The 21,071-nt window shown below is 63.9% G+C and carries 21 protein-coding genes and 1 pseudogene; 13 read left to right on the top strand and 9 right to left on the bottom strand.

The genetic code is table 11. The annotated features are described in order from the left end of the window. Positions 1-722: 722 nt before the first annotated feature. The 3 genes from ACFX5Q_RS29800 to ACFX5Q_RS29790 all read right to left on the bottom strand — a co-directional run bounded on the left by ACFX5Q_RS29800 (position 723) and on the right by ACFX5Q_RS29790 (position 4,236). Positions 723-1,331 carry a hypothetical protein gene (locus tag ACFX5Q_RS29800; protein WP_404283631.1) on the bottom strand — a complete coding sequence of 203 codons (609 nt, stop codon included), beginning with the start codon at positions 1,329-1,331 and terminating at the stop codon, positions 723-725. 224 nt (positions 1,332-1,555) lie between these two features. Further along, a complete protein-coding gene (locus ACFX5Q_RS29795) occupies positions 1,556-2,836 on the bottom strand; it encodes a GNAT family N-acetyltransferase (RefSeq protein ID WP_404283629.1) in 1,281 nt (426 codons plus the stop codon). Continuing rightward, positions 2,836-4,236, bottom strand: a complete 1,401-nt coding sequence (locus ACFX5Q_RS29790) for a lipopolysaccharide biosynthesis protein (RefSeq protein WP_404283638.1) — start codon at positions 4,234-4,236, stop codon at positions 2,836-2,838. The genes ACFX5Q_RS29795 and ACFX5Q_RS29790 overlap by 1 nt, the downstream gene beginning before the upstream one ends. 408 nt (positions 4,237-4,644) lie before the next feature. Between ACFX5Q_RS29790 and ACFX5Q_RS29785 the strand changes: the two genes are divergently transcribed. After that, positions 4,645-4,935, top strand: coding sequence for a hypothetical protein (locus ACFX5Q_RS29785; protein WP_404283627.1), 291 nt, complete (start codon positions 4,645-4,647; stop codon positions 4,933-4,935). A 409-nt stretch (positions 4,936-5,344) separates the two neighbouring features. Here ACFX5Q_RS29785 and secA read toward each other — a convergent pair whose 3' ends face one another. Further along, entirely contained in the window at positions 5,345-8,077 is a 2,733-nt protein-coding gene (secA, locus tag ACFX5Q_RS29780) for a preprotein translocase subunit SecA (RefSeq protein ID WP_404283625.1), read from the bottom strand. A 263-nt stretch (positions 8,078-8,340) separates the two neighbouring features. On the opposite strand from secA, the gene ACFX5Q_RS29775 reads away from it, so the two are divergent. Then, positions 8,341-9,258 (top strand): peptidylprolyl isomerase, encoded by a 918-nt coding sequence (locus tag ACFX5Q_RS29775; RefSeq protein ID WP_404283623.1) that lies wholly within the window; start codon positions 8,341-8,343, stop codon positions 9,256-9,258. 179 nt (positions 9,259-9,437) lie between these two features. On the opposite strand, the gene ACFX5Q_RS29770 is transcribed toward ACFX5Q_RS29775, so the two are convergent. Next, complete coding sequence (locus tag ACFX5Q_RS29770) at positions 9,438-10,034, bottom strand: TetR/AcrR family transcriptional regulator (RefSeq protein ID WP_404283621.1); 597 nt, start codon at positions 10,032-10,034, stop codon at positions 9,438-9,440. 348 nt (positions 10,035-10,382) lie between these two features. On the opposite strand from ACFX5Q_RS29770, the gene argJ reads away from it, so the two are divergent. The 5 genes from argJ (at position 10,383) to ACFX5Q_RS29745 (ending at position 13,521) form a co-directional block, all read left to right on the top strand. Continuing rightward, complete coding sequence (gene argJ, locus ACFX5Q_RS29765) at positions 10,383-11,624, top strand: bifunctional glutamate N-acetyltransferase/amino-acid acetyltransferase ArgJ (RefSeq protein WP_404283619.1); 1,242 nt, start codon at positions 10,383-10,385, stop codon at positions 11,622-11,624. 5 nt (positions 11,625-11,629) lie between these two features. After that, entirely contained in the window at positions 11,630-12,403 is a 774-nt protein-coding gene (locus ACFX5Q_RS29760) for a GNAT family N-acetyltransferase (protein WP_404283617.1), read from the top strand. Next, the gene (gene mutT, locus ACFX5Q_RS29755) at positions 12,400-12,822 is read left to right on the top strand and encodes an 8-oxo-dGTP diphosphatase MutT (RefSeq protein WP_404283615.1); all 423 of its coding nucleotides are present in this window, start codon (positions 12,400-12,402) and stop codon (positions 12,820-12,822) included. Before ACFX5Q_RS29760 ends, mutT begins: the two co-directional genes overlap by 4 nt. Positions 12,823-12,918: 96 nt before the next feature. Further along, a complete protein-coding gene (locus ACFX5Q_RS29750; protein ID WP_006199919.1) occupies positions 12,919-13,227 on the top strand; it encodes a hypothetical protein in 309 nt (102 codons plus the stop codon). A 105-nt stretch (positions 13,228-13,332) separates the two neighbouring features. After that, a complete protein-coding gene (locus tag ACFX5Q_RS29745) occupies positions 13,333-13,521 on the top strand; it encodes a Flp family type IVb pilin (protein WP_404283613.1) in 189 nt (62 codons plus the stop codon). A 31-nt stretch (positions 13,522-13,552) separates the two neighbouring features. Here the strand turns inward: ACFX5Q_RS29745 and ACFX5Q_RS29740 are convergent, their stop codons facing one another. Further along, a complete protein-coding gene (locus ACFX5Q_RS29740; RefSeq protein WP_404283612.1) occupies positions 13,553-14,425 on the bottom strand; it encodes a methyltransferase domain-containing protein in 873 nt (290 codons plus the stop codon). A gap of 63 nt (positions 14,426-14,488) precedes the next feature. Here ACFX5Q_RS29740 and ACFX5Q_RS29735 point away from each other — a divergent pair. The 4 genes and pseudogenes from ACFX5Q_RS29735 to ACFX5Q_RS29720 all read left to right on the top strand — a co-directional run bounded on the left by ACFX5Q_RS29735 (position 14,489) and on the right by ACFX5Q_RS29720 (position 16,926). After that, positions 14,489-15,272, top strand: a pseudogene (locus ACFX5Q_RS29735) (ComF family protein). Positions 15,273-15,357: 85 nt separating this feature from the next. Beyond that, the gene (grxC, locus tag ACFX5Q_RS29730) at positions 15,358-15,627 is read left to right on the top strand and encodes a glutaredoxin 3 (protein ID WP_006199923.1); all 270 of its coding nucleotides are present in this window, start codon (positions 15,358-15,360) and stop codon (positions 15,625-15,627) included. Positions 15,628-15,637: 10 nt separating this feature from the next. Then, entirely contained in the window at positions 15,638-16,504 is an 867-nt protein-coding gene (locus ACFX5Q_RS29725; protein ID WP_404283611.1) for a carbon-nitrogen hydrolase family protein, read from the top strand. Further along, positions 16,501-16,926 (top strand): DUF1178 family protein, encoded by a 426-nt coding sequence (locus ACFX5Q_RS29720; RefSeq protein ID WP_404283609.1) that lies wholly within the window; start codon positions 16,501-16,503, stop codon positions 16,924-16,926. The genes ACFX5Q_RS29725 and ACFX5Q_RS29720 overlap by 4 nt, the downstream gene beginning before the upstream one ends. A gap of 4 nt (positions 16,927-16,930) precedes the next feature. Here the strand turns inward: ACFX5Q_RS29720 and ACFX5Q_RS29715 are convergent, their stop codons facing one another. Continuing rightward, positions 16,931-17,416, bottom strand: a complete 486-nt coding sequence (locus ACFX5Q_RS29715) for a MarR family winged helix-turn-helix transcriptional regulator (RefSeq protein WP_404283607.1) — start codon at positions 17,414-17,416, stop codon at positions 16,931-16,933. 102 nt (positions 17,417-17,518) lie between these two features. On the opposite strand from ACFX5Q_RS29715, the gene ACFX5Q_RS29710 reads away from it, so the two are divergent. Beyond that, complete coding sequence (locus ACFX5Q_RS29710; RefSeq protein WP_404283605.1) at positions 17,519-18,433, top strand: DMT family transporter; 915 nt, start codon at positions 17,519-17,521, stop codon at positions 18,431-18,433. A gap of 6 nt (positions 18,434-18,439) precedes the next feature. On the opposite strand, the gene ubiG is transcribed toward ACFX5Q_RS29710, so the two are convergent. Next, positions 18,440-19,189: a bifunctional 2-polyprenyl-6-hydroxyphenol methylase/3-demethylubiquinol 3-O-methyltransferase UbiG gene (gene ubiG / locus ACFX5Q_RS29705; RefSeq protein ID WP_404283603.1), complete on the bottom strand. Its 750-nt coding sequence runs from the start codon at positions 19,187-19,189 to the stop codon at positions 18,440-18,442. Between the two features lie 85 nt (positions 19,190-19,274). Beyond that, entirely contained in the window at positions 19,275-19,574 is a 300-nt protein-coding gene (locus tag ACFX5Q_RS29700) for an antibiotic biosynthesis monooxygenase family protein (protein WP_404283601.1), read from the bottom strand. A 223-nt stretch (positions 19,575-19,797) separates the two neighbouring features. Between ACFX5Q_RS29700 and ACFX5Q_RS29695 the strand changes: the two genes are divergently transcribed. Continuing rightward, complete coding sequence (locus ACFX5Q_RS29695) at positions 19,798-21,051, top strand: aspartate kinase (protein ID WP_065518125.1); 1,254 nt, start codon at positions 19,798-19,800, stop codon at positions 21,049-21,051. Positions 21,052-21,071: the final 20 nt, after the last annotated feature.

Below are 21,071 nucleotides of genomic sequence, written 5' to 3'. Positions count from 1 at the left end.
CGTACCTTGCTTTAGAAATATCGGACATACTTACCCCACCCTGTATGATCTTGATATTTTGTGAGTCTTAACAAATACAGAATCATGAAATGGATGTTGTTTGAAGTGATTGATAATATAAATCGACACTAAATTAGGTATACCTAATATATACATATATATTGTAGGCAGGTCTGATATTGATAAGCGGGATCGCTGTCGCCATGGCAGCATCCGGAGCTCCAGAAACTCGGCCTGCCGGCGATCTGCTTACGGCCCAAAGCGGACAGACTTTACGCGCTCATGAAAGACCGCTGGAGAGCGTGAAAGGGGGCATGGCGGCTTGCAAGGCACCGACCACATATCGAACGCCGCTGTCGGGCGTTTGTCGGGCGACGACAAGCAATTGCTTAGCTGATCGCACGTCGCCTGGGTCGCTATCGCCGGCCGTTGGAGGAAAGCTAATTTTTCAACGCACGCCAAATAGGGCTATCTGCCCGCGAATTGTACCGGGCCTTCCGCCTAGCCTTGGTGGCGAGTGAAAATGTATGTGCGCGGTTAAACCGCAGGAAGTCAGAAAAAAATCTTGCGCGATTTCGAAGCAAGGTCACTCCAGAAGGGGACCCCTCCCGTGCCGCAAACTGGGACCGGCCCACCCCTTTGTGCCTCACCTTCACCTATCAAGGAAGCGCAGCGGGGCCTCGCCCCGCCTCTGCCGTCAACTGGACCCGCGAGCCACTACATCACATCGGTCCCGGCACCATCTTGGTCGGCTGCTCCGGCATGGGGAATGCGTAGTTGTCGCATTTCACGTCCGGGTTCGTCGGGCTGAACATTCCGTCCGGGTTGTCCTTAAACAGCCAGGCGTGGAGGTCGTAGTGGTGGAACTCCTTTGGAATGAGCGGATAGTGGCCCTCCATCGGGCCCATGAATTTCTGTCCGAAGAGTTCCGGCGGCGCCTTGGTGTCGGGCGTCAGGGGCACGAGCCACTCGACGCCGACCAGGCGCAACTCGTTACCGACCGGTTCGTAGATCAAGACATTGGGACGCATCGGATCGACTGTCGGGCCGATGCTGGGAACGTTGACGAAATGAATGCCCATGGCACCCTTCGGGTAGTCCATCGTTCCGGGTATTTTTTCTCCGCTATAGGAGACGCATCCGACCGTCGACAGGTAGAGGTCACGAATGGCGGCCTTGTAGTCTTCATACTTGGCCAGCGATTGCTTCAGGGCATCGAGTTCGGCCTTGTTGGGTTCGGCGGCCTGAGCTGCGGCCGCGCCCAGGAATGCGCCGACGAGACCTATCGAAATGAGGATCCCGCGACGCCCAAGACAAGCTATCTTCGTCATGCACTCCTCCCAGATTTTTGATTCTGGCCGTGCAAGACCGAGGCGCAAATGATGCTAACCGCGCGGCCAACTCTACCGCCTCGTCCCCTTTGGACTGTATCGATGCTAAACCTTCCCACTGCGTGGGAACAGCAACCCTTATGACCTAAGCCAAAAGGCTCGTTGGTCGGAAAAGGGCAATCGACAAAGTCGGAAAACCGCTACGCACCTTTCCTAGAGTCGCTCTAGCGCCGCCCCAGCAGGCTCTTCATGCGGTTGCGCAGCAGGCGCGCCATGTTGCGGGTTTCGCGGTAGAGATGCAACTGCGACGCCGCCTGGCGCACCTGGCGGTCGGCGTCCGGCGAGAGCCCGATCACCAGCGTACCCATCGGCTTGCGCTCGCTCCACAGCCGGCTCATCACCGGATGATCGGGCACGGCGCAGGAATCGGTCATCACGATGTTGGGGTCGTCGAGATGCTGCCTGGTGACCTCGATCATCAAGAGCGTGCCCGGCGAATAGGCCGATAGCGTCTCGTCATAGGCGGTCTTCCAGGTATAGGCGACGCCGGCCTCGACGAAGACGATCAGGCAGGCGATGGTGCGGCCGTCGAGTGTCAGCGAGTGGATACGGCAGAGATCCTGCTCGGCCAGCCGGTGCACGGCCTCGCGGGCGAAGGCGGCGCGGAAGCGGTCGATCGCCATGGCCGTGCGCTCGCGGCCCTTCCAGCCGGCCACCTCCAGCGTCAGGAAGCTTTCGATGGCATGGCGGATCTCGTCGGGTCCGCGCGCCACGACGTGCTCGAGCTTGCCGAGGTCGGCAAGGCGCCGCTTCAGGCGGCGGAATTCGCGATGGTGATGCGCGCGCAGCGATGCCTTGAGATACGCCTCACCTTCCGCCTCGCTTTCGAGCACCGGGCGTTCCAGTCTGCCCGTGGTGACCATGGTCAGGCTGCGCGTCTCGGCAACCGAGGCGAGCAGGCTGGCCACCGGGCCGTCGAGCCGGATGTCGGGCAGCACAAAGACCTTCGGCAGCTTGAGATGTGGCCGCGACAGCATCGAGAAGAAATCCTCGATGACGCCGACCGGGTCGTCGCGGTCGACCAGCGGCGTGCCGATCGGACCGAACGGGCTCGACCAGGTGCGCATCACGGGGACGCCGAGGGGGATCGCCGGCCGCTCGACCGAGAACGGCACCAGGAGGCGCAGCCGGTTGCGGTACTCGTCGCCGTCGCGGATCACAGCGAGGCGCACTTCACGGTCTTCAAGCCTTGGCATCGCCGGGGCGAGGAAGCGCGGGTTGAAGAAGACGTTGGATTCGATCGTGCGGGTGCACAGATAGTCCAGTTCCTCGACCAGGTCGAAGCCGGCAGAGGCCGGGTAGATGGCGAGCTTGCGCTCGGGTCGGTTGTTGGCGAGGATCTCGATATGGGCGGGATCGGCCTCGCGTGCCAAGCCGGCAAGGCCGGACACCATGGCGCCGGCGGGGCCACCGCTGGTTTCCTCGAGCAACGGGACGGCGGCCATCAGGCATCTCTCCTGGCGGGCACGAAGATGGCCATGACGATACCGAGCTTGCGCCAGACGGTGAAGGACAGCGCGCCGGCCTCGAAGATCATGGCGAAGCTGGTGGCGATCGCCGCGCCCCACAGGCCGAAATGCGGGATCAGCAGCACATTGAGGCCGATGTTGAAGGCCAGCGTCATGGCATAGACGGCGGCGCAGATGTTCTGGTTGCCGCTCATGGTCAAAAGGCTCTCGCAGGGGCCGACCGCGGCCCGCGCCACGACGCCGAACACCAGCAGGAACAGCAGCGGATAGCCGGCGGTGAATTCGGGGCCGAACAGCACCAGCATCGGCTGTCCCAGCGCCAACACCAGGAGCGCCATCACCAGCGAGGGCCAGAACGTCCACGACACCGTCTCGCGGGCGAAGGCGGCAAGCTTTTCCGGCTCGCCATGGGTGAACTGGGCGTAGCGCTGGGCAACGCCGGCCTTGACGGCGAAATAGACGAAATGCACCAGCGCCAGTGTCTTGACGGTGGCGAAATAGACGGCGACGTCATTGGGCTCGAGATAGGCGCCGACCATCAGCACATCGGCGTTGGTGAGCAGGAAGAAGAAGCTCTCGACCAGGAAGATCGGCAGCGAGACGACGAACCACTGCCCAAAATGCACCTTCATCGGCCCGGTCGGGATAATCCGTTCCATGCGTGAGGTGACGCCGATCAGTTGACCGAGCGTGGTGACATAAGTCGCGGCGATCGAGGCGAAGATGGCGGTCCTGGCGTCGGGTGCGTAGCCCAACGCCAGCATCAGCGCCATGAACGCCAGGATCAGCACCGGCCGCACCAGATAGGTCGGCGAGAGCGCAAAAAGCGCCCATGAGTTGGCGCGCGACAGCCCTTGCAGCAAGTCGCCCATCGCGATCATCGGCAGGCAGAAGACGCCGAGGATGAAGGGCACGACATAGTAGTTCTCCAGCCAGGCCGCGCCCAGCCAGACGCCGAGGGCGCCCAGCCCCGCGATGAGCGTTGATGCGATCAGCACGAACAGGCGACTCGCCACGACGATGCCGCGCAATTCGGCCAGCATGCCGCGCTCCCGGTATTCGGGAATGAAGCGGATGACCGAGGTGTGGAAGCCGAGGCAGGCGAGGTTGCCGACGATGACCATCGTCACCCAGACGAGGACGAAGATGCCGTATTCGAACGAACCAATCCAGCGCGCCATCAGCACCTGGCTGACGAAGGCGATGACGGCACTGATGATGCGGATGGAAAAGGCGATGACCGACATGCGCCCGGCCTCGCCGCGCTCGTCGGCGGTGAACAGCACGGCGTCGATCCGGTCAAGCAGCGGCACCATGCGCAGCGCCAAACGCTGCGGCAAAAACCGCTCGGCTGTCGTGGCCGCGGAAAAGCGCACCCCGATCACACTCCGTTTTCCGCCTCTTTTTCTGCATTTCGCTCTATCCGAAACACCTTAAGAAACGGTTGGGTGAGCCGCCGGTGCGCGGCACGCGCATTCGTCATGCCGGTGGCATGACGAAAGGCGAGCGAACGCCGGGGAGTTGCCGAAGGCAACTGGCCCCCCGGCCGGGAGGCGGATGAGCAGCGGGCGAAAAGCCAAGGATTTGGCTTTTCGAGCGACGAACGCCCGGAGCTATAGCGGAGGGCCGGCCGGGGCAAGTGCGCGGGTACGCGTTTTCGTCAAAACCGGTGGCATCACGAAGGGCGAGCGAACGCCGGGAATACGGGGATAAGCCAGTCGCGGGTGGTCGCTTCACGAAACCGGATAAGGCATAGTCTTGGTCAGAATCGAACCCTTGCATCCGTGGACATGGCAAGAAATCAACTCGACCTTTTTGGCACCGAAGAACAGCCTGAGCTTTTCGATGAAGATGCGCCGACCGTCTACTACCATGGCGATCCAGATAGGGTTCGCGCGAGATTGCATAAGCTAATCGCAGAGGCGCGAAGCGCGGAAACGCTGCCTTGGGACCAGGACAGCACCCGACTCTACCACAAGATCGTGCCCCAGATGGTGCTTTGGCTGCCGGAGGAAGAAGCCGCGCAGTTGAAGTTCGAGTTCGAGGCCGAAATGGTGCGGCTGAAGGCGGCGTAGAAACGGACAGGCTGGCACCCCTGGCCAAGGCTCGTTCAGCAAAAAGCGGTGAACCAGCCAGGAAGAAAATGAAAAACCCGCCTCGGCGGCGGGTCGTCGGCGCAAATCAGCACCATACTCGGAACTATAGCATAGTTGCCGTCACAAGGCCACAGGAAATGGAAACGCGGGGCCTCGGCATGTCGCGCATCTGACCATCTCGCCAAGGACGGTCGATCATCATGTCTCGGCGGTGCTGGACAAGCTGGAGCCGTCTCGCGCGGCGAGGCAACGGCTGCCGTGCGAGCGTCAGGGCTGCTGTAACGCCGGTTTTCCTGGTCGGAAAAAATCGCCAGGGCCGGCGCCGCCCCTCATCCGCCCTTCGGGCACCTTCTCCCCGTATAGGGACGGGGAGAAGGAATAAGGTGCGCTACGCGAACGCCCCGTGACAGTGCTTGTATTTCTTGCCGGAGCCGCAGGGGCAGGCTTCGTTGCGGCCGACCTTGCCCCAGCTCGCGGGGTTGTTCGGGTCGCGGTTTTCGGGAGCGACGATGGCGTTGCTCTCCTGGCGGACCAGAAGTGCGGTCTCGCCGCCTTCAAAGTCGTCCTCGCCGGTGGTGCCGTCGATATGGCTGCCGAACATGTCGGGTGCTTCCGGAGGCGGCGCTTCCGCCGCCTGGCGCACCAGTTCGACGCGCATCAGCTGCGCGGTGACGGCCTGGCGCAGATTGCCCAGCATCGCCTGGAACAGCTCGAACGCCTCGCCCTTGTACTCCTGCAGCGGGTCGCGCTGGGCGTAGCCGCGGAAGCCGACGACCGAGCGCAGATGGTCGAGATTGACGATGTGCTCGCGCCACAGATGGTCGAGCGTCTGCAGCACCACCGAACGCTCGACATAGGCCATCACGTCGGGGCCGAAACGCTCGGCGCGCTCCTTGGCGGCAGCGTCGGCGGCCTGGGTGACGCGCTCGCGGATGTCGTCCTCGGCGATGCCTTCTTCCTTGACCCAGTCCTCGATCGGCAAATCGAGGTTGAGGAATTCGGCCACCTCGGCCTTGAGGCCGGCGACGTTCCATTGCTCGGCATAGGCGTTTTCGGGAATGTTCTTGGCGACGATCTCTTCGATGACGCCTTCGCGCATCTCGGCGATGGTCTCGGACAGGCCTTCGCCGTCCATCAGTTCGATGCGCTGCTCAAACACCACCTTGCGCTGGTCGTTCGAGACGTCGTCATATTTCAGCAGGTTCTTGCGGATGTCGAAGTTGCGAGCCTCGACCTTCTTCTGCGCCTTTTCCAGCGCCTTGTTGATCCACGGATGGATGATCGCCTCGTCTTCCTTGAGGCCGAGCTTCTGCAGCATGCCGTCCATGCGCTCGGAACCGAAGATGCGCATCAGATCGTCCTGCAGCGACAGGAAGAATTTCGAGCGGCCGGGGTCGCCCTGGCGGCCGGAGCGGCCTCTGAGCTGGTTGTCGATGCGGCGCGATTCATGGCGCTCGGTGGCCAGAACGTAGAGGCCGCCGGCGGCAAGCGCCTTTTCCTTCAGCCTGGCGATGTCGTCGCGGATTTCCTTTTCCTTGGCCTCGCGCTCCGGACCTTCAGGCATGTCGCCGAGTTCCTCGGCAATGCGCATCTCGGCATTGCCGCCGAGCTGGATGTCGGTGCCGCGGCCGGCCATGTTGGTGGCGATGGTGATGACGCCGGGCTTGCCGGCCTGGGCGACAATGGCCGCCTCGCGCTCGTGGTGGCGGGCGTTCAGCACCTCGAAGTCCTTGAAGCCTTCCTTGCGCAGGCGTTCGGCCAGCTGCTCGGATTTTTCAATCGAGGTGGTGCCGACCAGCGTCGGCTGGCCCTTGGCGCTCGCCTCGCGGATCTCCTTGACGATCGCCTTGTATTTTTCCTCGACGGTCCGATAGACCTCGTCGTCCTCATCCCTGCGGATGACCGGCAAATTGGTCGGGATCTCGGTCACTTCGAGATTGTAGATGTTGCCGAATTCCTCGGCCTCGGTCAGCGCCGTGCCGGTCATGCCGGCAAGCTTCTTATAGAGGCGGAAATAGTTCTGGAAGGTGACGGAGGCCAGCGTCTGGTTCTCCGGCTGGATCGCCACGTGCTCCTTGGCCTCAAGCGCCTGGTGCAGGCCTTCCGAATAGCGGCGGCCTGGCATCATGCGGCCCGTGAACTCGTCGATGATGACGATCTCGCCGTTGCGCACGATGTAGTCCTTGTCCCTCTGGAACAGCCGGTGCGCCTTCAGCGCATTGTTGACGTGGTGGACGATGGCGACGTTCTCGACGTCGTAGAGCGATTCGCCCTTCAACAGGCCGGCCGCGCGCAGCAGGTTCTCCAGCTTCTCGGTGCCGTCCTCGGTGAAGATCGAGGTTTTCTGCTTCTCGTCGATCTCGTAGTCGTCCGGGCCAAGCCTGAGCATGTAGGCGTCGATGGTGTTGTACATCTCCGAACGGTCCTCAAGCGGGCCGGAAATGATCAGCGGCGTGCGTGCCTCGTCGACCAGGATCGAATCGACCTCGTCGACGATCGCGTAGCTGTGCCCGCGCTGCACCATCTGGGCGCGCTCGTACTTCATGTTGTCGCGCAGATAGTCGAAGCCGAGCTCGTTGTTGGTGGCGTAGGTGACGTCGGCGGCGTAGGCGACGCGGCGCTCTTCGTCGGAGAGGCCATGGACGATGACGCCGACCGTCAGGCCGAGGAATTTATAGACGCGGCCCATCCATTCGGAGTCGCGGGTGGCGAGATAGTCGTTGACGGTGACGACGTGGACGCCTTTGCCGGCCAGCGCATTGAGATAGACCGGCAGCGTCGCGACCAGGGTCTTGCCCTCGCCGGTGCGCATCTCGGCGATGCCGCCATTGTGAAGCACCATGCCGCCGATCAGCTGCACGTCGAACGGGCGCATGCCGAGCACGCGGCGTGCCGCTTCGCGCACCGTAGCGAAGGCCGGTATTAAAAGATCATCGAGCGAAGCGCCGTTAGCGATGTCCTGGCGGAATTTTTCCGTGCGGCCCCTGAGGTCGGCATCGGAGAGCGCCCGCATCTCGTTTTCCATGGCGCTGATCGCCTCGACGCGCGGCCGGGTCGCCTTGACGCGGCGATCGTTGGAGGAGCCGAAAACCTTACGGGCGAGACCGCCGAGACTGACCATCCAATGGCCCTTTCGATAGCATTCTTAATCGTTGCGACGGGTGCCGGCCGGCCCCATCAATTCCGCGTGAAACGCGGACAAACGCAAAAAGCGCCCGGAAAACGGTTCTGGACGCAAAGTCGTTGGACAGATAAGAGGGGGCTCAACTGATGTCAACGCCGCGCTCGTCCTGCGGACCGCGCCAAATTCCGCCACAATCTGGCTGATCTGCAAGCCATTTTGCTCAAGCAACCCCATCGGCAATCCCCATCGGAGTTAACTTAATGTCCCTATCGTTCCGCCGTGCGTCGCTCGCCAGCCTTGGCCTGGCTTTCGGCCTGTCGGCTCTGTCGCTGCCGCCCCTGATGGCGCAGGAAGCCGCCCCCGTCCAGCCGGCAGCGCCGGCCCCGGCGGCTGCGCCGGTCGACCCCAACGCGGTGGTCGCTACCGTCAACGGCCAGCCGCTGACCGAGGCAGACCTTGGGCTTGCCGAAGGCGAGCTGTCGCAGCAGTTTGCGCAGCTTCCGCCCGAACAGCGCCGTGCGGCGGCCCTTTCGGCAGCCATAGAGATCCGCATCATGGCCGCCCAGGCGGTCACCACCGGCCTCGACAAGGATCCCGATTTCCAGCGCCGCATGGCGTTCCTGCAGCAGCGCGCCCTGCATGGCGAAATGGTCGAGAAGGGCGTCGTCGACAAGGTCACGGAGGCCGAGGTGCGCGCCCGCTACGACCAGGAAATCGCCAACACGTCGCCGGTCAATGAGGTGCACGCCCGTCACATCCTCGTGAAGACGAAGGAAGAGGCCGTGGCGATCATCAAGCAGCTCGATGGCGGCGCCGACTTCCAGAAGCTCGCCAACGAGCACACCAGCGATCCGAGCGGCAAGTCCAATGGCGGCGATCTCGGCTGGTTCGGACCTGGCCAGATGGTGCCGGAATTCGACAAGGCGGCATTCGCGCTCGAAGTCGGCAAATACACCAAGGAGCCGGTGCAGTCGCAGTTCGGCTGGCACGTCATCAAGCTCGAGGACAAGCGCACCAAGCAGCCGCCGGCCTTCGAAGAGGTCAAGGACCAGGCCAAGCAGGCCGTCATCCGCGACAAGTACTTTGCGCTGGTCAAGTCGCTGCGCGGCGCCGCCAAGGTCGAGATTCCCGACGCGAACCTGAAGAAGGCGGTCGACACGATGGAAAGCGCCAAGTAAGGCCGACAGAACTTCAAAAGGGGCGCGGCAACCCGGTTGCCGCGCCCTTTTTTCAATCGGCCGGCTCGGCCGCGATTTTAGAGCGGTTCATCGTTTCAAGGAAACGCAGAACCGCTCTATCTTTTTGTTTTGACGCAATTCCGGACGGAAAACCGTTTCACACCTTTCCTGGAATTGCGCTAACGGGCGCCCGCTATGCCTTGCGTCAAATAACGGACCGCCTTGCGTATCGTCGCTTCGTCTTCGTCGAGCCGGTTGGTCAGCAGATGCTTCCAGGCATAGGAGGCCACCAGGTCGGCGACCAGCGCCGGATCGATATCGGCTGCAACCTCGCCCCTTGCCTTCGCGCGCTCGATGATCTGGCCGGTGTGGGCTGGGCGCCCACCGGCATACTCGGCAAGGGCCACGGCTGCGGCTTCATCCGACTGCGCCTCGGCGACCAACGATCTGAATACGTTGCCTGACGACGTCTCGCGCCAGTGCCGGAACAGGTTGTTCAGGAAGCCGACGAGGTCCTCCTCGAGATTGCCGGTATCGGGAACGGTAACGCGCTTGCCGCGCTGGTAGACCTCGAGCAGCAAGGCGGCCTTGCTCGGCCACCAGCGGTAGATCGTCGGCTTTCCGGCCCGCGCCCGCCGCGCCACCGCCTCGATCGAGAAGCCGGAATAGCCGGCCTCCGTCAGCACCGCCTCGGCGGCATCGAGAATGGCATCGGCGCTGTCGGGATTGCGCCTGGCGCCAATCGATCTGCGCCCCGGATGCGCTTGCTCACTCATCTGCTTTTCCTTGCCGGCAATTTTCGCAGGGATCATACAAGGCCCGCGGCGAAACGAAACGGGCCGTTTCTCGACTGGACAAGGGATAACGCGACGGCCCCCCGCGGGACCGCAGAAGTCGCGGACGCCTATTCATGGCTTCCGAGGTTTCCGAATCGATGCGCTATTGGCCGTCGCGCATGACAAGCCCGAGCGTAACGCGCGCCTTGCCGGGTCAGGCGCGGTGCCGATTTGTCCTTCGGCACGTAGGTCCGCGTGGCTCGCAACAGCGGCGAAAACGCCCTTGCGCCGGCGCGTCGTATCGGGCAAACCGGCCTTCCCTTTGCGATTTTCCCGCCCGAGGCCCGCATGTCCGCAACGATTTCGCCGCTCGCGCCGAAGAAGTATCCCAAAATGCCCGCGATCGAGGGCGTGCGCATCGCCACCGCCGAGGCCGGGATAAAGTACAAGAACCGCACCGACCTGCTGGCCATGGTCTTCGACGCCGGCACCGCGGTCGCCGGCGTGTTCACCAAGTCGAAATGCCCGTCGGCGCCGGTCGATTTCTGCCGGCAGAACCTTGGCGCCGGCAAGGCGCGCGTGCTGGTCGTCAACTCCGGCAATGCCAATGCCTTCACCGGCCAGAAGGGCCGCGCTTCCACGGCTCTGACCGGCGAGGCGGCGGCCAAGGCCGCCGGGTGCACGCCAGGCGAAGTGTTCCTGGCCTCCACCGGCGTCATCGGCGAGCCGCTCGACACCAACAAATTCAGTCACCTGCTCGCTGGACTGGTCAAGGACGGCAAGCCGGACCTGTGGACCGAGGCGGCCAAGGCGATCATGACCACGGATACCTATCCGAAAGTGGCGACGGCGACGATCAAGCTCGGCGAAGCCGATGTCACCATCAACGGCATTTCCAAGGGCGCCGGCATGATCGCGCCCGACATGGCGACGATGCTCTCCTTCATCGCCACCGACGCGCCGATCGCGGCGCCCGTGTTGCAGGATCTGTTGTCGCGCGGCACGGCCAAGACCTTCAACGCGGTCACCGTCGACAGCGACACCTCGACCAGCGACACGCTGCTCTTCTTCGCCACAGGTGCTGCCGCCAGGCGCGGCGCGCCCGCGATCAGCGATCCCAAGGATGCCCGCCTCGGCGCTTTCCGCCGTGCGCTTGGCAAGGTGCTGAAGTCGCTGGCGCTGCAGGTGGTGCGCGACGGCGAAGGCGCCCGCAAGCAGGTCGAGGTTACCGTTACCGGCGCCAAATCGGCGCGCTCGGCCAAGCGCATCGCACTGTCGATCGCCAATTCGCCGCTGGTCAAGACGGCAGTTGCCGGTGAGGACGCCAATTGGGGCCGTGTCGTCATGGCCGTCGGCAAGGCCGGCGAGCCGGCCGACCGCGACCTTCTGTCGATCTGGTTCGGCGACAACAGGCTGGCGCATGAAGGCGAACGCGATCCGGCCTATTCTGAGGAGGCGACGTCGGCCTACATGAAGCGCGACGACATCCGCATCCGTGCCGATATCGGCATCGGCCGGGGCAAGGCGACGGTGTGGACCTGCGATCTCACCAAGGAATACGTCGCCATCAATGGCGACTATCGGAGCTGACGGCCTTGGTTTCCAGACATCCGGCAGGCGTGCTCGCCATCGTGCGTCGCTACGAGGCGGCCGGGTTTCGCGCCTGGCCGGCGGCGGCCGTCCACTATGACGGCACCTGGGTGGTGCGGCTGACGGCCGGCCATCCGGCCAAGCGGCTGAACTCGGTCAATCCACTTGACCCCGGCGATATCCAGCACATCGCCGATCGCATCGGCCGCGCCAGCCGGCGTTTCGACGCCTATGGCAGGCCGCTGACCTTCCGCATATCGCCGCTGTCGGGTCCGGACCTGTCCAAGCACCTCGACAGCGAAGGCTGGAGCAGTTTCGACGAATCGCTGGTGATGCGCCTGCCGCTGGCGGACGCGCAACTCGCACCCGCCATGGATCAGATCCCGTTGAAGGACATCAGCCGCTTCATCGGCGCATCGCTCAAGGTGAGCGGTTCGGACGTGTCGCTGCGGCCCGGCCTGTCGGAGATCATCGGCGCCATCCAGCCCGAGGCCGGTCTGTTCGCGCTCGAAGAGGGAAACGAGCCGCTGGCGACGCTGATCTGCGTCCATGACGGCGATCTCGCCGGTCTGTTCGAGGTCGCCACGGACAAGGCGGCGCGCAACAAGGGCCACGGCCGCAACCTTATCCTGTCGGCGTTGAAATGGGCGCGGCTGCGCGGCGCGCGGGAGGCCTGGCTGCAGGTCGAGGCCGGCAATGCGCCGGCGCTGGCGCTCTACCGTTCGCTGGGCTTCGAGGAAGTCTACCGCTATCACTATCGCCGGCCGGCCGGCGCATGAACGACGTCAAACCAGCTGGCAGGCGTCTGCTTCTCGTCGCGGCCTGCGCCCTGGTCGATACCGACGGGCGCGTGCTTCTGGCGCAGCGCCCCGAAGGCAAGCAACTTGCCGGCCTGTGGGAATTCCCCGGCGGCAAGGTCGAACCCGGCGAGACGCCGGAGGAGTGCCTGATCCGCGAACTGCATGAAGAGATCGGCATCGAGACCGAGATCCCGTGCCTGGCGCCGCTCACCTTCGCCAGCCATTCCTATGATGATTTTCACCTCTTGATGCCGCTGTTCATCTGCCGCCGCTTTCGCGGTATCGCGCAGCCGAAGGAGGGCCAGACGCTGAAATGGGTGCGGCCGCGCCAGATGCGCGACTATCCAATGCCGCCCGCCGATGCGCCGCTGATCCAGTTCCTCATCGACCTGTTGTGATCGCCATCGTTTTAGTCAGCGTTAATAGAAGATTTATCCCGGTGTGAAAAATTGAGGCAGGGCCGGACTTCGGCCAACATGCTTGGGAGCGACAGCATGAGCCTCGAGAAAGACTGGGACTCGATCCGGCCCGACCGCGGCTTCCGCGCCGCCGATGCCGGCATGGGCATATTGCGCATCACGCTCTTGTTCGGCTCGGCCGCGGTGGCGCTGGCCCTGATCGCGACACCGTTTCTCGACAGCCGGTCGCAATCGGCCCGGGACAGTTTCGGCGGCCTCGACGCAATGAGCACGGGCTCGATCGGCCATCGCGACACCTATACGCTGCGCCGCAGCGTGCTGCAGCCAATGCCGAGTTCAGTCTGCATCATCCGCAACGACGGCACGCGCAGCGGCGACTGCTGACTTGGTTAATGCTTTCCACGGAACCGGCCTGTTTCACCGCCTGTTAAGCCTTTGCCGTTAACCTTTCTTAACGGGTCGGCGCTAAGGTCCTGGCAAGAGGGATCGATGACCATGACAACGCTGCTGCAACGCTTTTTGAAAGATGAGACAGGCGCCACGGCCATCGAGTATGGCCTGATCGTCGCCGTGCTGTCGCTCGCCATCGTCGGCGGCGTCGGCCAGGCAGCCAATGCAATCAAGTGGCTTTTCAGCGACACCAACAGCCAGCTTACGAACGCCTTCGCCCAGCACTGATTGCGTCGCCGGGTTTTTGCAAAAAAGCCGATTAACGCCGGTCGGGATTTTCCAGGATCGTCTTCAGCGAGACCTTGGCCGAGCCTGGCTTCAACGGCTTCTGTTGCGAGGCATCGGGCGCCCAGCCGGACATCCAGACAATCGAAAAACTCGCCCTGACGCGGCCATCGGCGTCCGAGAACCGTTCCGCGTAGATTTCGGCGGCACGGGCAAAGAGCTTTCGCGTGCCGGGCCGCCTGCTGCGATCGACGAGCGCGCTGGTCTCGCCCATGGCCCTGAGATCGGCGACGAGGTCGAACAGGGTGTCGTAGCGGACCGTCACCGTCTCGACATCGGCGACCGGCAGTGCCAGGCCGGCGCGTTGCAGAAGCGCGCCGGCATCGCGGACGTCAGTGAAGGGAATGACGCGGGGGCTGGCGCCGCCGTAGAGCTCGGTCTCGGCGGCAAGCAGGCTTTCGCGCAATTCGGAGAGCGTGCCGGCGCCGGCAAGGGCGCCGAGAAAGAGGCCGTCGGGCCGGAGCGAACGGCGGATCTGCACCAGCATGCCGGGGATGTCGTTCATCGCCTGCAGCGACAGGAGAGACACGACGAGGTCGAGGCTCTCCGGTTCGAACGGCACGGCTTCCAACGGCGCCACCAATCCCTGCCGGCCTGCCAGGAAGGCCGGGTCGGCTTCTACCCGCACGATTTCCGTCACCTTGCCGCTTTCGGCGAGCACGTCCGCTGCCGCCGGCGTCTGGCAAAACAGCGTCGCCGCCCTGGCGAATTTGCGCTCGACTGCGCCGAGCCGGTCGGCAAGGTCCTCAGCCGCGCGCCGCATCAGGAAATCGGCGCCGCCGACGGGGCGGGCCAAGGCGCGACGCTTGTGCGCCAGCCACAAAGGCGTATCGATCAGGGGCTGCAACGGACGGGTTCCTGTTTTCCGCACTCCGAAAGAGTGGTTCTATGGTGGCGGAGAACCAACCACGTGGCCGATCCGATGCCGAAGATCAAGAGCGCTGCGCTAAAGGCCCTGGCCTTGCCGGCGCGCATCCTGTTTCCGCCGGTCTGCGCCGGCTGCCGCCGCCATGTCTCGCAGCCCGGCGTGCTGTGCGGCGCCTGCTGGCCCAAGCTCAGGCTGCTGGAACGACCGTGGTGCGCCGTCATGGGCACGCCGTTCACCCATGACATGGGCGAAGGGTTCCTTTCCGCCGAGGCGATCGCCGATCCCGCCTTTCGAGCGTGCTCGGGCGGCGGTCGTCTATTCGGGTGTCGCCCGCCAGATGGTGCAGGGGTTGAAATACCAGGACCGCACCGACCTGGCGCCGTGGATGGCGCGCTGGATGCTGCGCGCCGGCGCCGAACTCATCGCCGAGGCCGACGTGGTGGTGCCGGTGCCGTTGCACTGGCGGCGCTTCTTCCGGCGGCAATTCAACCCGTCGGCGGAGCTGGCAAGGGCCGTCGCGCATCTCAGCGGCCTGCCGTTCTCACCCTCCGCGATTCGGCGCGTGAAGCTCACCCGTCAGCAGGTCGGGCTGGAACGGCAGGAGCGCGAGGAGAATGTGCGTGCGGCCTTCCGCGTGCCCACCGAGGCGCAAATCGAGATCGCCGGTCGCCGGGTGCTGCTGATCGACGATGTCTACACCACCGGCGCCACGGTTCGCGCGGTAGCCAAAGCTCTGAAGCGGGGCGGCGCCGGAGCGGTCGACGTGCTGACCTTTGCGCGTGTGCTGCCGGGGGACTTTCGGGCCGACGAGTCCGCGACTATATAGATTGGAATTGTTGTTTTTGTGCATGCCGTTGTCCCAGAAGCGCTGCGCGCTTCCGGCTGACATGCATAGGCAGGATTTCTGACCGATGGTCGATGTGACGATCTATACGCGCATGATGTGCGGCTATTGCACGGCGGCCAAGCGGCTGCTCGAGCGCAAGGGCGTCGCCTACAAGGAGCACGACGCCTCCTTCTCGCCGGAACTGCGCCAGGAAATGATTTCCCGGGCGCGTGGCCGATCGACCTTTCCGCAGATTTTCATCGGCGATACGCATGTCGGCGGGTCCGACGACCTCCACGAGTTGGAGGCCGAGGGCCGGCTGGACAGGCTGCTTGCCAACGGCTCGACCACATAAGGACATGACCATGGGTGCTTTCAAGGCAGCGGCGATCCAGATGCGTTCAGGCGAGAGCCCGGAGCGCAACGCGGTCGATCTGGAGCGGCTGGTGCGCGAAGCCGCCAGCCAGGGCGCGACCTATATCCAGACCCCGGAAATGACCGGTGCGCTGATCAGTGACAAGGACGCACGCGCTGCGTCCTTCACCTCCGAGGACAAGGACGTCGTCGTCTCGACCGCGCGCAGGCTGGCGAGCGAACTCGGCATCTTCTTTCATATCGGCTCAACCGCCATCCTGCGCGCCGACGGCAAGCTTGCCAACCGCGCGTTGCTGTTTTCGCCGGATGGCGCCACGCTTGCCACCTACGACAAGATCCACATGTTCGACGTCGATCTCGACAATGGCGAGAGCTGGCGCGAATCCGCCGCCTACGAGCCGGGCACCGAGGCCGTCGTCACCGACATCGACGGCGCGAAGCTTGGCTTTGCCGTCTGCTATGATTTGCGCTTTCCGCAGCTTTTCCGTGCCGAGGCGCTGGCCGGCGCCGACCTGTTGAGCGTTCCCGCCGCCTTCACCCGCCAGACCGGCGAGGCGCACTGGCATGTGCTGCTCAGGGCTCGCGCCATCGAGAACGGCGCCTATGTCGTCGCCGCGGCGCAAGGCGGATTGCACGAGGACGGCCGCGAAACCTATGGCCATTCGCTGATCGTCAATCCGTGGGGCCGCATCATCGCCGAAGCCGCGCATGACGAGCCGGCTGTGATCGTCGCCGAGATCGATCCGGCGCAGTCGCTTGCGGCGCGCAGGAAGATCCCCAATCTCAAGAACGCGCGGGATTTTGCCGTCAATGCCGGCTCGGGCGAGGCGCCGCGTCTCAGAGGTGCAGCCTCTTGATCCGATTCTCCCTGATCTGCGAGCACGAACACGAATTCGAGGCGTGGTTCCGCAGCAACGACGATTTCGACCGCCAAAAGAAGCGCGGTTTCGTCGATTGCCCGAGCTGCGGCACACACAAGGTCGAGAAGGCGCTGATGGCGCCGGCGGTCTCGACAGGGCGCAAGCAGGAAAAGATCGCGCTGGCCATGGGCGAGGCGCAGAAGCAGGCGCTGGCGCAGCTGAAGGCGATGGCCGAGAAAGTGCGCGAGAATGCCGACTATGTCGGCGACAAGTTCGCCGAGGAAGCGCGCAAGATCCATTTCGGCGAAACCGATGCGCGCGGCATCTATGGCGAGGCGACGGTTGACGAAGCCAGGAGCCTGGCCGAGGACGGCGTTGAGTTCATGCCGATTCCGAGCTTTCCGGAGGATCGCAACTGAGCGTCTAGCTCAAGCTGCCGATCAATTTGCCGAGCAGGTGGGCGAGCGTCTCCCGCTCCGGGCCAGACAGGCCGGCGAGGATTTCGTGCTCGTTGGCGACATGGGCGGCGACCGCTTCGTCGATCAAGGCGAGCCCCTTTCCGGTCAGTTGCACCACGATCCCGCGCCGGTCGCTGGGGTGCGGGCCGCGCAGGATCAATCCGGCCTTTTCCAGCCGATCGAGCCGGTTGGTCATCGCACCTGACGTGACCATCGTCGCCTCATAGAGTTCGGTCGGCGTCAGCGCGTAAGGCTGGCCGGAACGACGCAACGTCGCCAGCACGTCGAATTCCCCCGACTGCAGTCCGAAGCGGGCAAACAGCGGCGCCAGGCGCTCGCGCGCGATCAGCGAGGAGGCTTCGTTCAAACGTCCGAGCACGGCCATCGGCGAGACGTCAAGATCCGGCCGCTCCCGCTTCCATTGTTCGATCGCCCTTGCGGCGCGGTCCATCTATCTCACCATTAAATATCTTGACGTTAAGAATCTTTGTATTATCTTATCTCAAGATATAATGCGAGCCAAGCGCCGCGAACGGAATGACGGGATCATCCGATGAAATTTCTCTGGGATTCGGCACTCGGCCTGCTGGTCGTCACCGGCGGCCTGCTCGGCCTGACGCTGCCGTTCGGCAAGCTCGCCACGGTGGCCGGCGTGCCGGCCATGGTCTGGGCCTTCGTCATTTCGCTCGGCGCCGGCGGCGTGCTCCTCCTAGCCTTGCTGCTGCGCGGGCAGGGGGTGACGTTGACGGCGCATAGGCTGCGCTATTTCTTCATCACTGCGGCGGTGTCCTATGCCTTCCCCAATCTGTTGATGTTTTCGGCCATTCCGCATCTCGGCAGCGGCTACACCGGCATCATGTTCACGCTGTCGCCTGTTATCACGCTGGTGTTTTCGATCTTGCTCGGTGTCAGGCGACCCAACATGCTTGGCGTCGCCGGCATTGCCGTCGGCTTCGTCGGCGCGGTGATGGTCGCCGTGACGCGCGGCGAGGCTGGCCAGCCGGCCGAATTGTTCTGGGTGGCGGTCGGGCTGCTCATCCCGGTCAGCCTTGCCGCCGGCAACATCTACCGCACCGTCGACTGGCCCGAAGGCACCGGCCCGATCGAGCTCGCCGTCGGCAGTCACCTAGCGTCGGCCACGCTGCTGCTTGCCGGGATTCTCGCCCTGTTCGGCGTCAAGGCCTTCGCCCCGCTTGGCGGCGTGCCGCTGGTGGCCGCCGGCCAAATGGCGTCGGCCTCGGCGATGTTTGTCTTCTTCTTCCGACTGCAGGCGGTCGGCGGCCCGGTCTATCTCAGCCAGATCGGCTATGTGGCGGCGGCGGTCGGCCTGTTTGCCGGAACGATCTTCCTCGGCGAACACTACCAACTGCTGACCTGGGCCGGTGCGGTCATCATCACCGCCGGCGTCTTCATCACCACCAAGGCGCAGAACCAGACCAGCCCGAAGGCGCAGAGTCAGGCGGCGTGAGCCGGTTCAGACCGAGCCCTTTTCCGCCAGCACCATGTAGTTGACGTCCATGTCCTTCGATCGCTGCCAGCGATCGGCGAGTGGATGGTAAACGACGCCGGTGCGGTCGATGACGTTCATGCCGGCGGCACCAAGTGCCTTTTCCAGCTCTTCCGGGCGAACCAGCTTGCCGAACTGGTGGGTGCCGCGCGGCAGCCAGCGCAGCACATATTCGGCGCCGATGATGGCAAGGCCGAGCGCCTTCAGCGTTCGGTTGATGGTGGCCACGAACATGATGCCGCCCGGCTTGACCATCTGGCCGCATTTGGCCACGAACAGGTCGATGTCGGCGACATGCTCCACCACTTCCATGTTGAGGATGACGTCGAATGTCTCGCCGGCGTCGGCCAGGTCCTCGGCGGTCGTGGCACGGTAGTCGACGCTGACGCCGACCTCGGCCGCATGCAGTTTGGCGACTTCGATGTTGGTGGCGGAAGCATCGGCGCCGACCACTTCGGCGCCGAGCCGCGCCATCGGCTCGCACAGAAGTCCGCCGCCGCAGCCTATGTCGAGGAAGCGCAGGCCTTCGAAGGGCCTCGCCGCATGCGGGTCGCGGCCGAAGCGCGCCGCCACCTGGTCGCGGATGTAGGAAAGCCGCACCGGGTTGAATTTGTGCAGCGGACGGAACTTGCCGTTCGGGTTCCACCATTCGGCGGCAAGTGCAGAGAAGCGTTCCACTTCTCCGGCATCGATCGTCGATCGTTGGGGCTCTGGCATAGGGCGGGTCTCCTCGGACGCTAGGAAGTCGGGTGCCGGGCAGAGAAAGTCAAGCCGACATTTTTCGCCTGTTGCCAACATGACCTCACGAGGTCGAGAGCACGACCGCCGCATGGCCCATGTCGACGCTCGCGGGGTCGATCGCTTGCATGGCTTCGCAATCGCCGATCTCAGCCATGATCCGTTGGGCTGCCGCATGAGCCTGTGCCAGGTTCTGCCAGCGCACGACATCGACCCAGCTCTGATCCTCGCGCTCGGCCAGGTGGCGGCTGAGAAAGCCCGGCTGTTGCGCAAGCCAATCCGTGACCGCGCCGTTGCCGGCGACAAAGCCGGCCCTGGTCCCTGGCTTGAGGCGGAAGTTGACGATTTCCAGGGTCTCGGTCATCAAATTCTCCACGGCTCGAGGTTCCTGTTTGTCTTATCGCATGGCAGGCCGATGAAAAGCTGTCAGGAGGACTGCTATTGCGGCCAAGCCGTTCTTTTCCCCGTCGCTTGCGAAGCTTTGCTGTTTTGGCTAAGGAGGCCGCGCATTCAGCGGCCGGCATAAGCCGGGCGCTTCTTTCCGCATTCGGCTACAGGCCGGCTTCAGTCAAAGGCATTTCGCTTCCATGGCGCGCATCGTGATGAAATTCGGCGGAACCTCCGTCGCCGACATCGCCCGCATCCGCAATGTGGCGCGTCACGTCAAACGCGAGGTCGACGCCGGCCATGAGGTCGCGGTCGTGGTTTCGGCGATGGCCGGCAAGACCAATGAACTTGTCGGCTGGACGCGCGAAGCCTCGCCGATGCATGACGCGCGCGAATATGACGCTGTCGTCGCTTCCGGCGAACAGGTGACCGCCGGCCTGTTGGCGATCACGCTGCAGAACATGGGCGTGCATGCCCGCTCCTGGCAGGGCTGGCAGATCCCGATCAAGACCGACAATGCGCATGGCGCGGCGCGTATTTTGGACATCGACGGCGCGTTCCTGGTCAAGCGCTTCGGCGAGGGCCAGGTGGCGGTGGTCGCCGGTTTCCAGGGCATCGGGCCCGACAACCGCATCGCCACGCTCGGCCGTGGCGGCTCCGACACAAGCGCCGTCGCCATTGCGGCGGCGGTGAAGGCCGACCGCTGCGACATCTACACCGATGTCGACGGCGTCTACACCACCGATCCGCGCATCGAGCCGAAGGCGCGCCGGCTGGCCAAGATTTCCTTTGAGGAAATGCTCGAAATGGCCTCGCTCGGCGCCAAGGTGCTGCAGGTGCGCTCGGTCGAGCTTGCCATGGTGCACAGGGTGCGTACCTTCGTGCGGTCGTCCTTCGACGATCCCGACGCGCCCGGAATGGGGGATTTGCTCAATCCGCCCGGAACGCTTATTTGCGACGAGGAAGAGATCGTGGAACAGCAGGTCGTCACCGGAATTGCCTACGCCAAGGACGAGGCGCAGATTTCGCTGCGCCGCGTCGGCGACCGCCCCGGCGTTGCCGCCGGTATTTTCGGGCCGCTGGCCGAGGCCAACATCAATGTCGACATGATCGTCCAGAACATTTCCGAGGACGGCAAGTTCACCGATATGACCTTCACCGTGCCGTCCGGCGACGTCGACAAGGCGCTTGCCGTGCTGGAGCGCCTAAAGGCGACGATCGGCTACGACGTCGTGCAGTCGGAAGCCGGCATGTCGAAGGTCTCGGTCATCGGCATCGGCATGCGCAGCCATGCCGGCGTCGCCGCCACCGCCTTCAAGGCGCTGGCCGACAAGGCGATCAATATTCGGGCCATCACCACCTCTGAGATCAAGATTTCGATACTGATCGACGGTCCGTATACCGAACTTGCGGTTCGCACTTTGCATTCCGTCTACGGTCTGGATAAGCAATAGCAAGACTGAATCAGTTGTTG

Source organism: Mesorhizobium sp. IMUNJ 23033 (assembly GCF_044778005.1).
Taxonomy (GTDB): Bacteria; Pseudomonadota; Alphaproteobacteria; order Rhizobiales; family Rhizobiaceae; genus Mesorhizobium; species Mesorhizobium amorphae_A.
The sequence above is the reverse complement of the archived record's forward strand: the minus strand, read 5'-3'. Positions and strand labels throughout refer to the sequence as shown.

Excerpts from the sequence above, each read along its gene's own strand:
- ACFX5Q_RS29800 (WP_404283631.1), bottom strand. The coding sequence starts at position 1,331 with ATGACGAAGATAGCTTGTCTTGGGCGTCGCGGGATCCTCATTTCGATA.
- ACFX5Q_RS29795 (WP_404283629.1), bottom strand. The coding sequence starts at position 2,836 with ATGGCCGCCGTCCCGTTGCTCGAGGAAACCAGCGGTGGCCCCGCCGGC.
- secA (WP_404283625.1), bottom strand. The coding sequence starts at position 8,077 with ATGGTCAGTCTCGGCGGTCTCGCCCGTAAGGTTTTCGGCTCCTCCAAC.
- ACFX5Q_RS29775 (WP_404283623.1), top strand. The coding sequence starts at position 8,341 with ATGTCCCTATCGTTCCGCCGTGCGTCGCTCGCCAGCCTTGGCCTGGCT.
- ACFX5Q_RS29770 (WP_404283621.1), bottom strand. The coding sequence starts at position 10,034 with ATGAGTGAGCAAGCGCATCCGGGGCGCAGATCGATTGGCGCCAGGCGC.
- argJ (WP_404283619.1), top strand. The coding sequence starts at position 10,383 with ATGTCCGCAACGATTTCGCCGCTCGCGCCGAAGAAGTATCCCAAAATG.
- mutT (WP_404283615.1), top strand. The coding sequence starts at position 12,400 with ATGAACGACGTCAAACCAGCTGGCAGGCGTCTGCTTCTCGTCGCGGCC.
- ACFX5Q_RS29750 (WP_006199919.1), top strand. The coding sequence starts at position 12,919 with ATGAGCCTCGAGAAAGACTGGGACTCGATCCGGCCCGACCGCGGCTTC.
- ACFX5Q_RS29745 (WP_404283613.1), top strand. The coding sequence starts at position 13,333 with ATGACCATGACAACGCTGCTGCAACGCTTTTTGAAAGATGAGACAGGC.
- grxC (WP_006199923.1), top strand. The coding sequence starts at position 15,358 with ATGGTCGATGTGACGATCTATACGCGCATGATGTGCGGCTATTGCACG.
- ACFX5Q_RS29725 (WP_404283611.1), top strand. The coding sequence starts at position 15,638 with ATGGGTGCTTTCAAGGCAGCGGCGATCCAGATGCGTTCAGGCGAGAGC.
- ACFX5Q_RS29715 (WP_404283607.1), bottom strand. The coding sequence starts at position 17,416 with ATGGACCGCGCCGCAAGGGCGATCGAACAATGGAAGCGGGAGCGGCCG.
- ACFX5Q_RS29710 (WP_404283605.1), top strand. The coding sequence starts at position 17,519 with ATGAAATTTCTCTGGGATTCGGCACTCGGCCTGCTGGTCGTCACCGGC.
- ubiG (WP_404283603.1), bottom strand. The coding sequence starts at position 19,189 with ATGCCAGAGCCCCAACGATCGACGATCGATGCCGGAGAAGTGGAACGC.
- ACFX5Q_RS29700 (WP_404283601.1), bottom strand. The coding sequence starts at position 19,574 with ATGACCGAGACCCTGGAAATCGTCAACTTCCGCCTCAAGCCAGGGACC.
- ACFX5Q_RS29695 (WP_065518125.1), top strand. The coding sequence starts at position 19,798 with ATGGCGCGCATCGTGATGAAATTCGGCGGAACCTCCGTCGCCGACATC.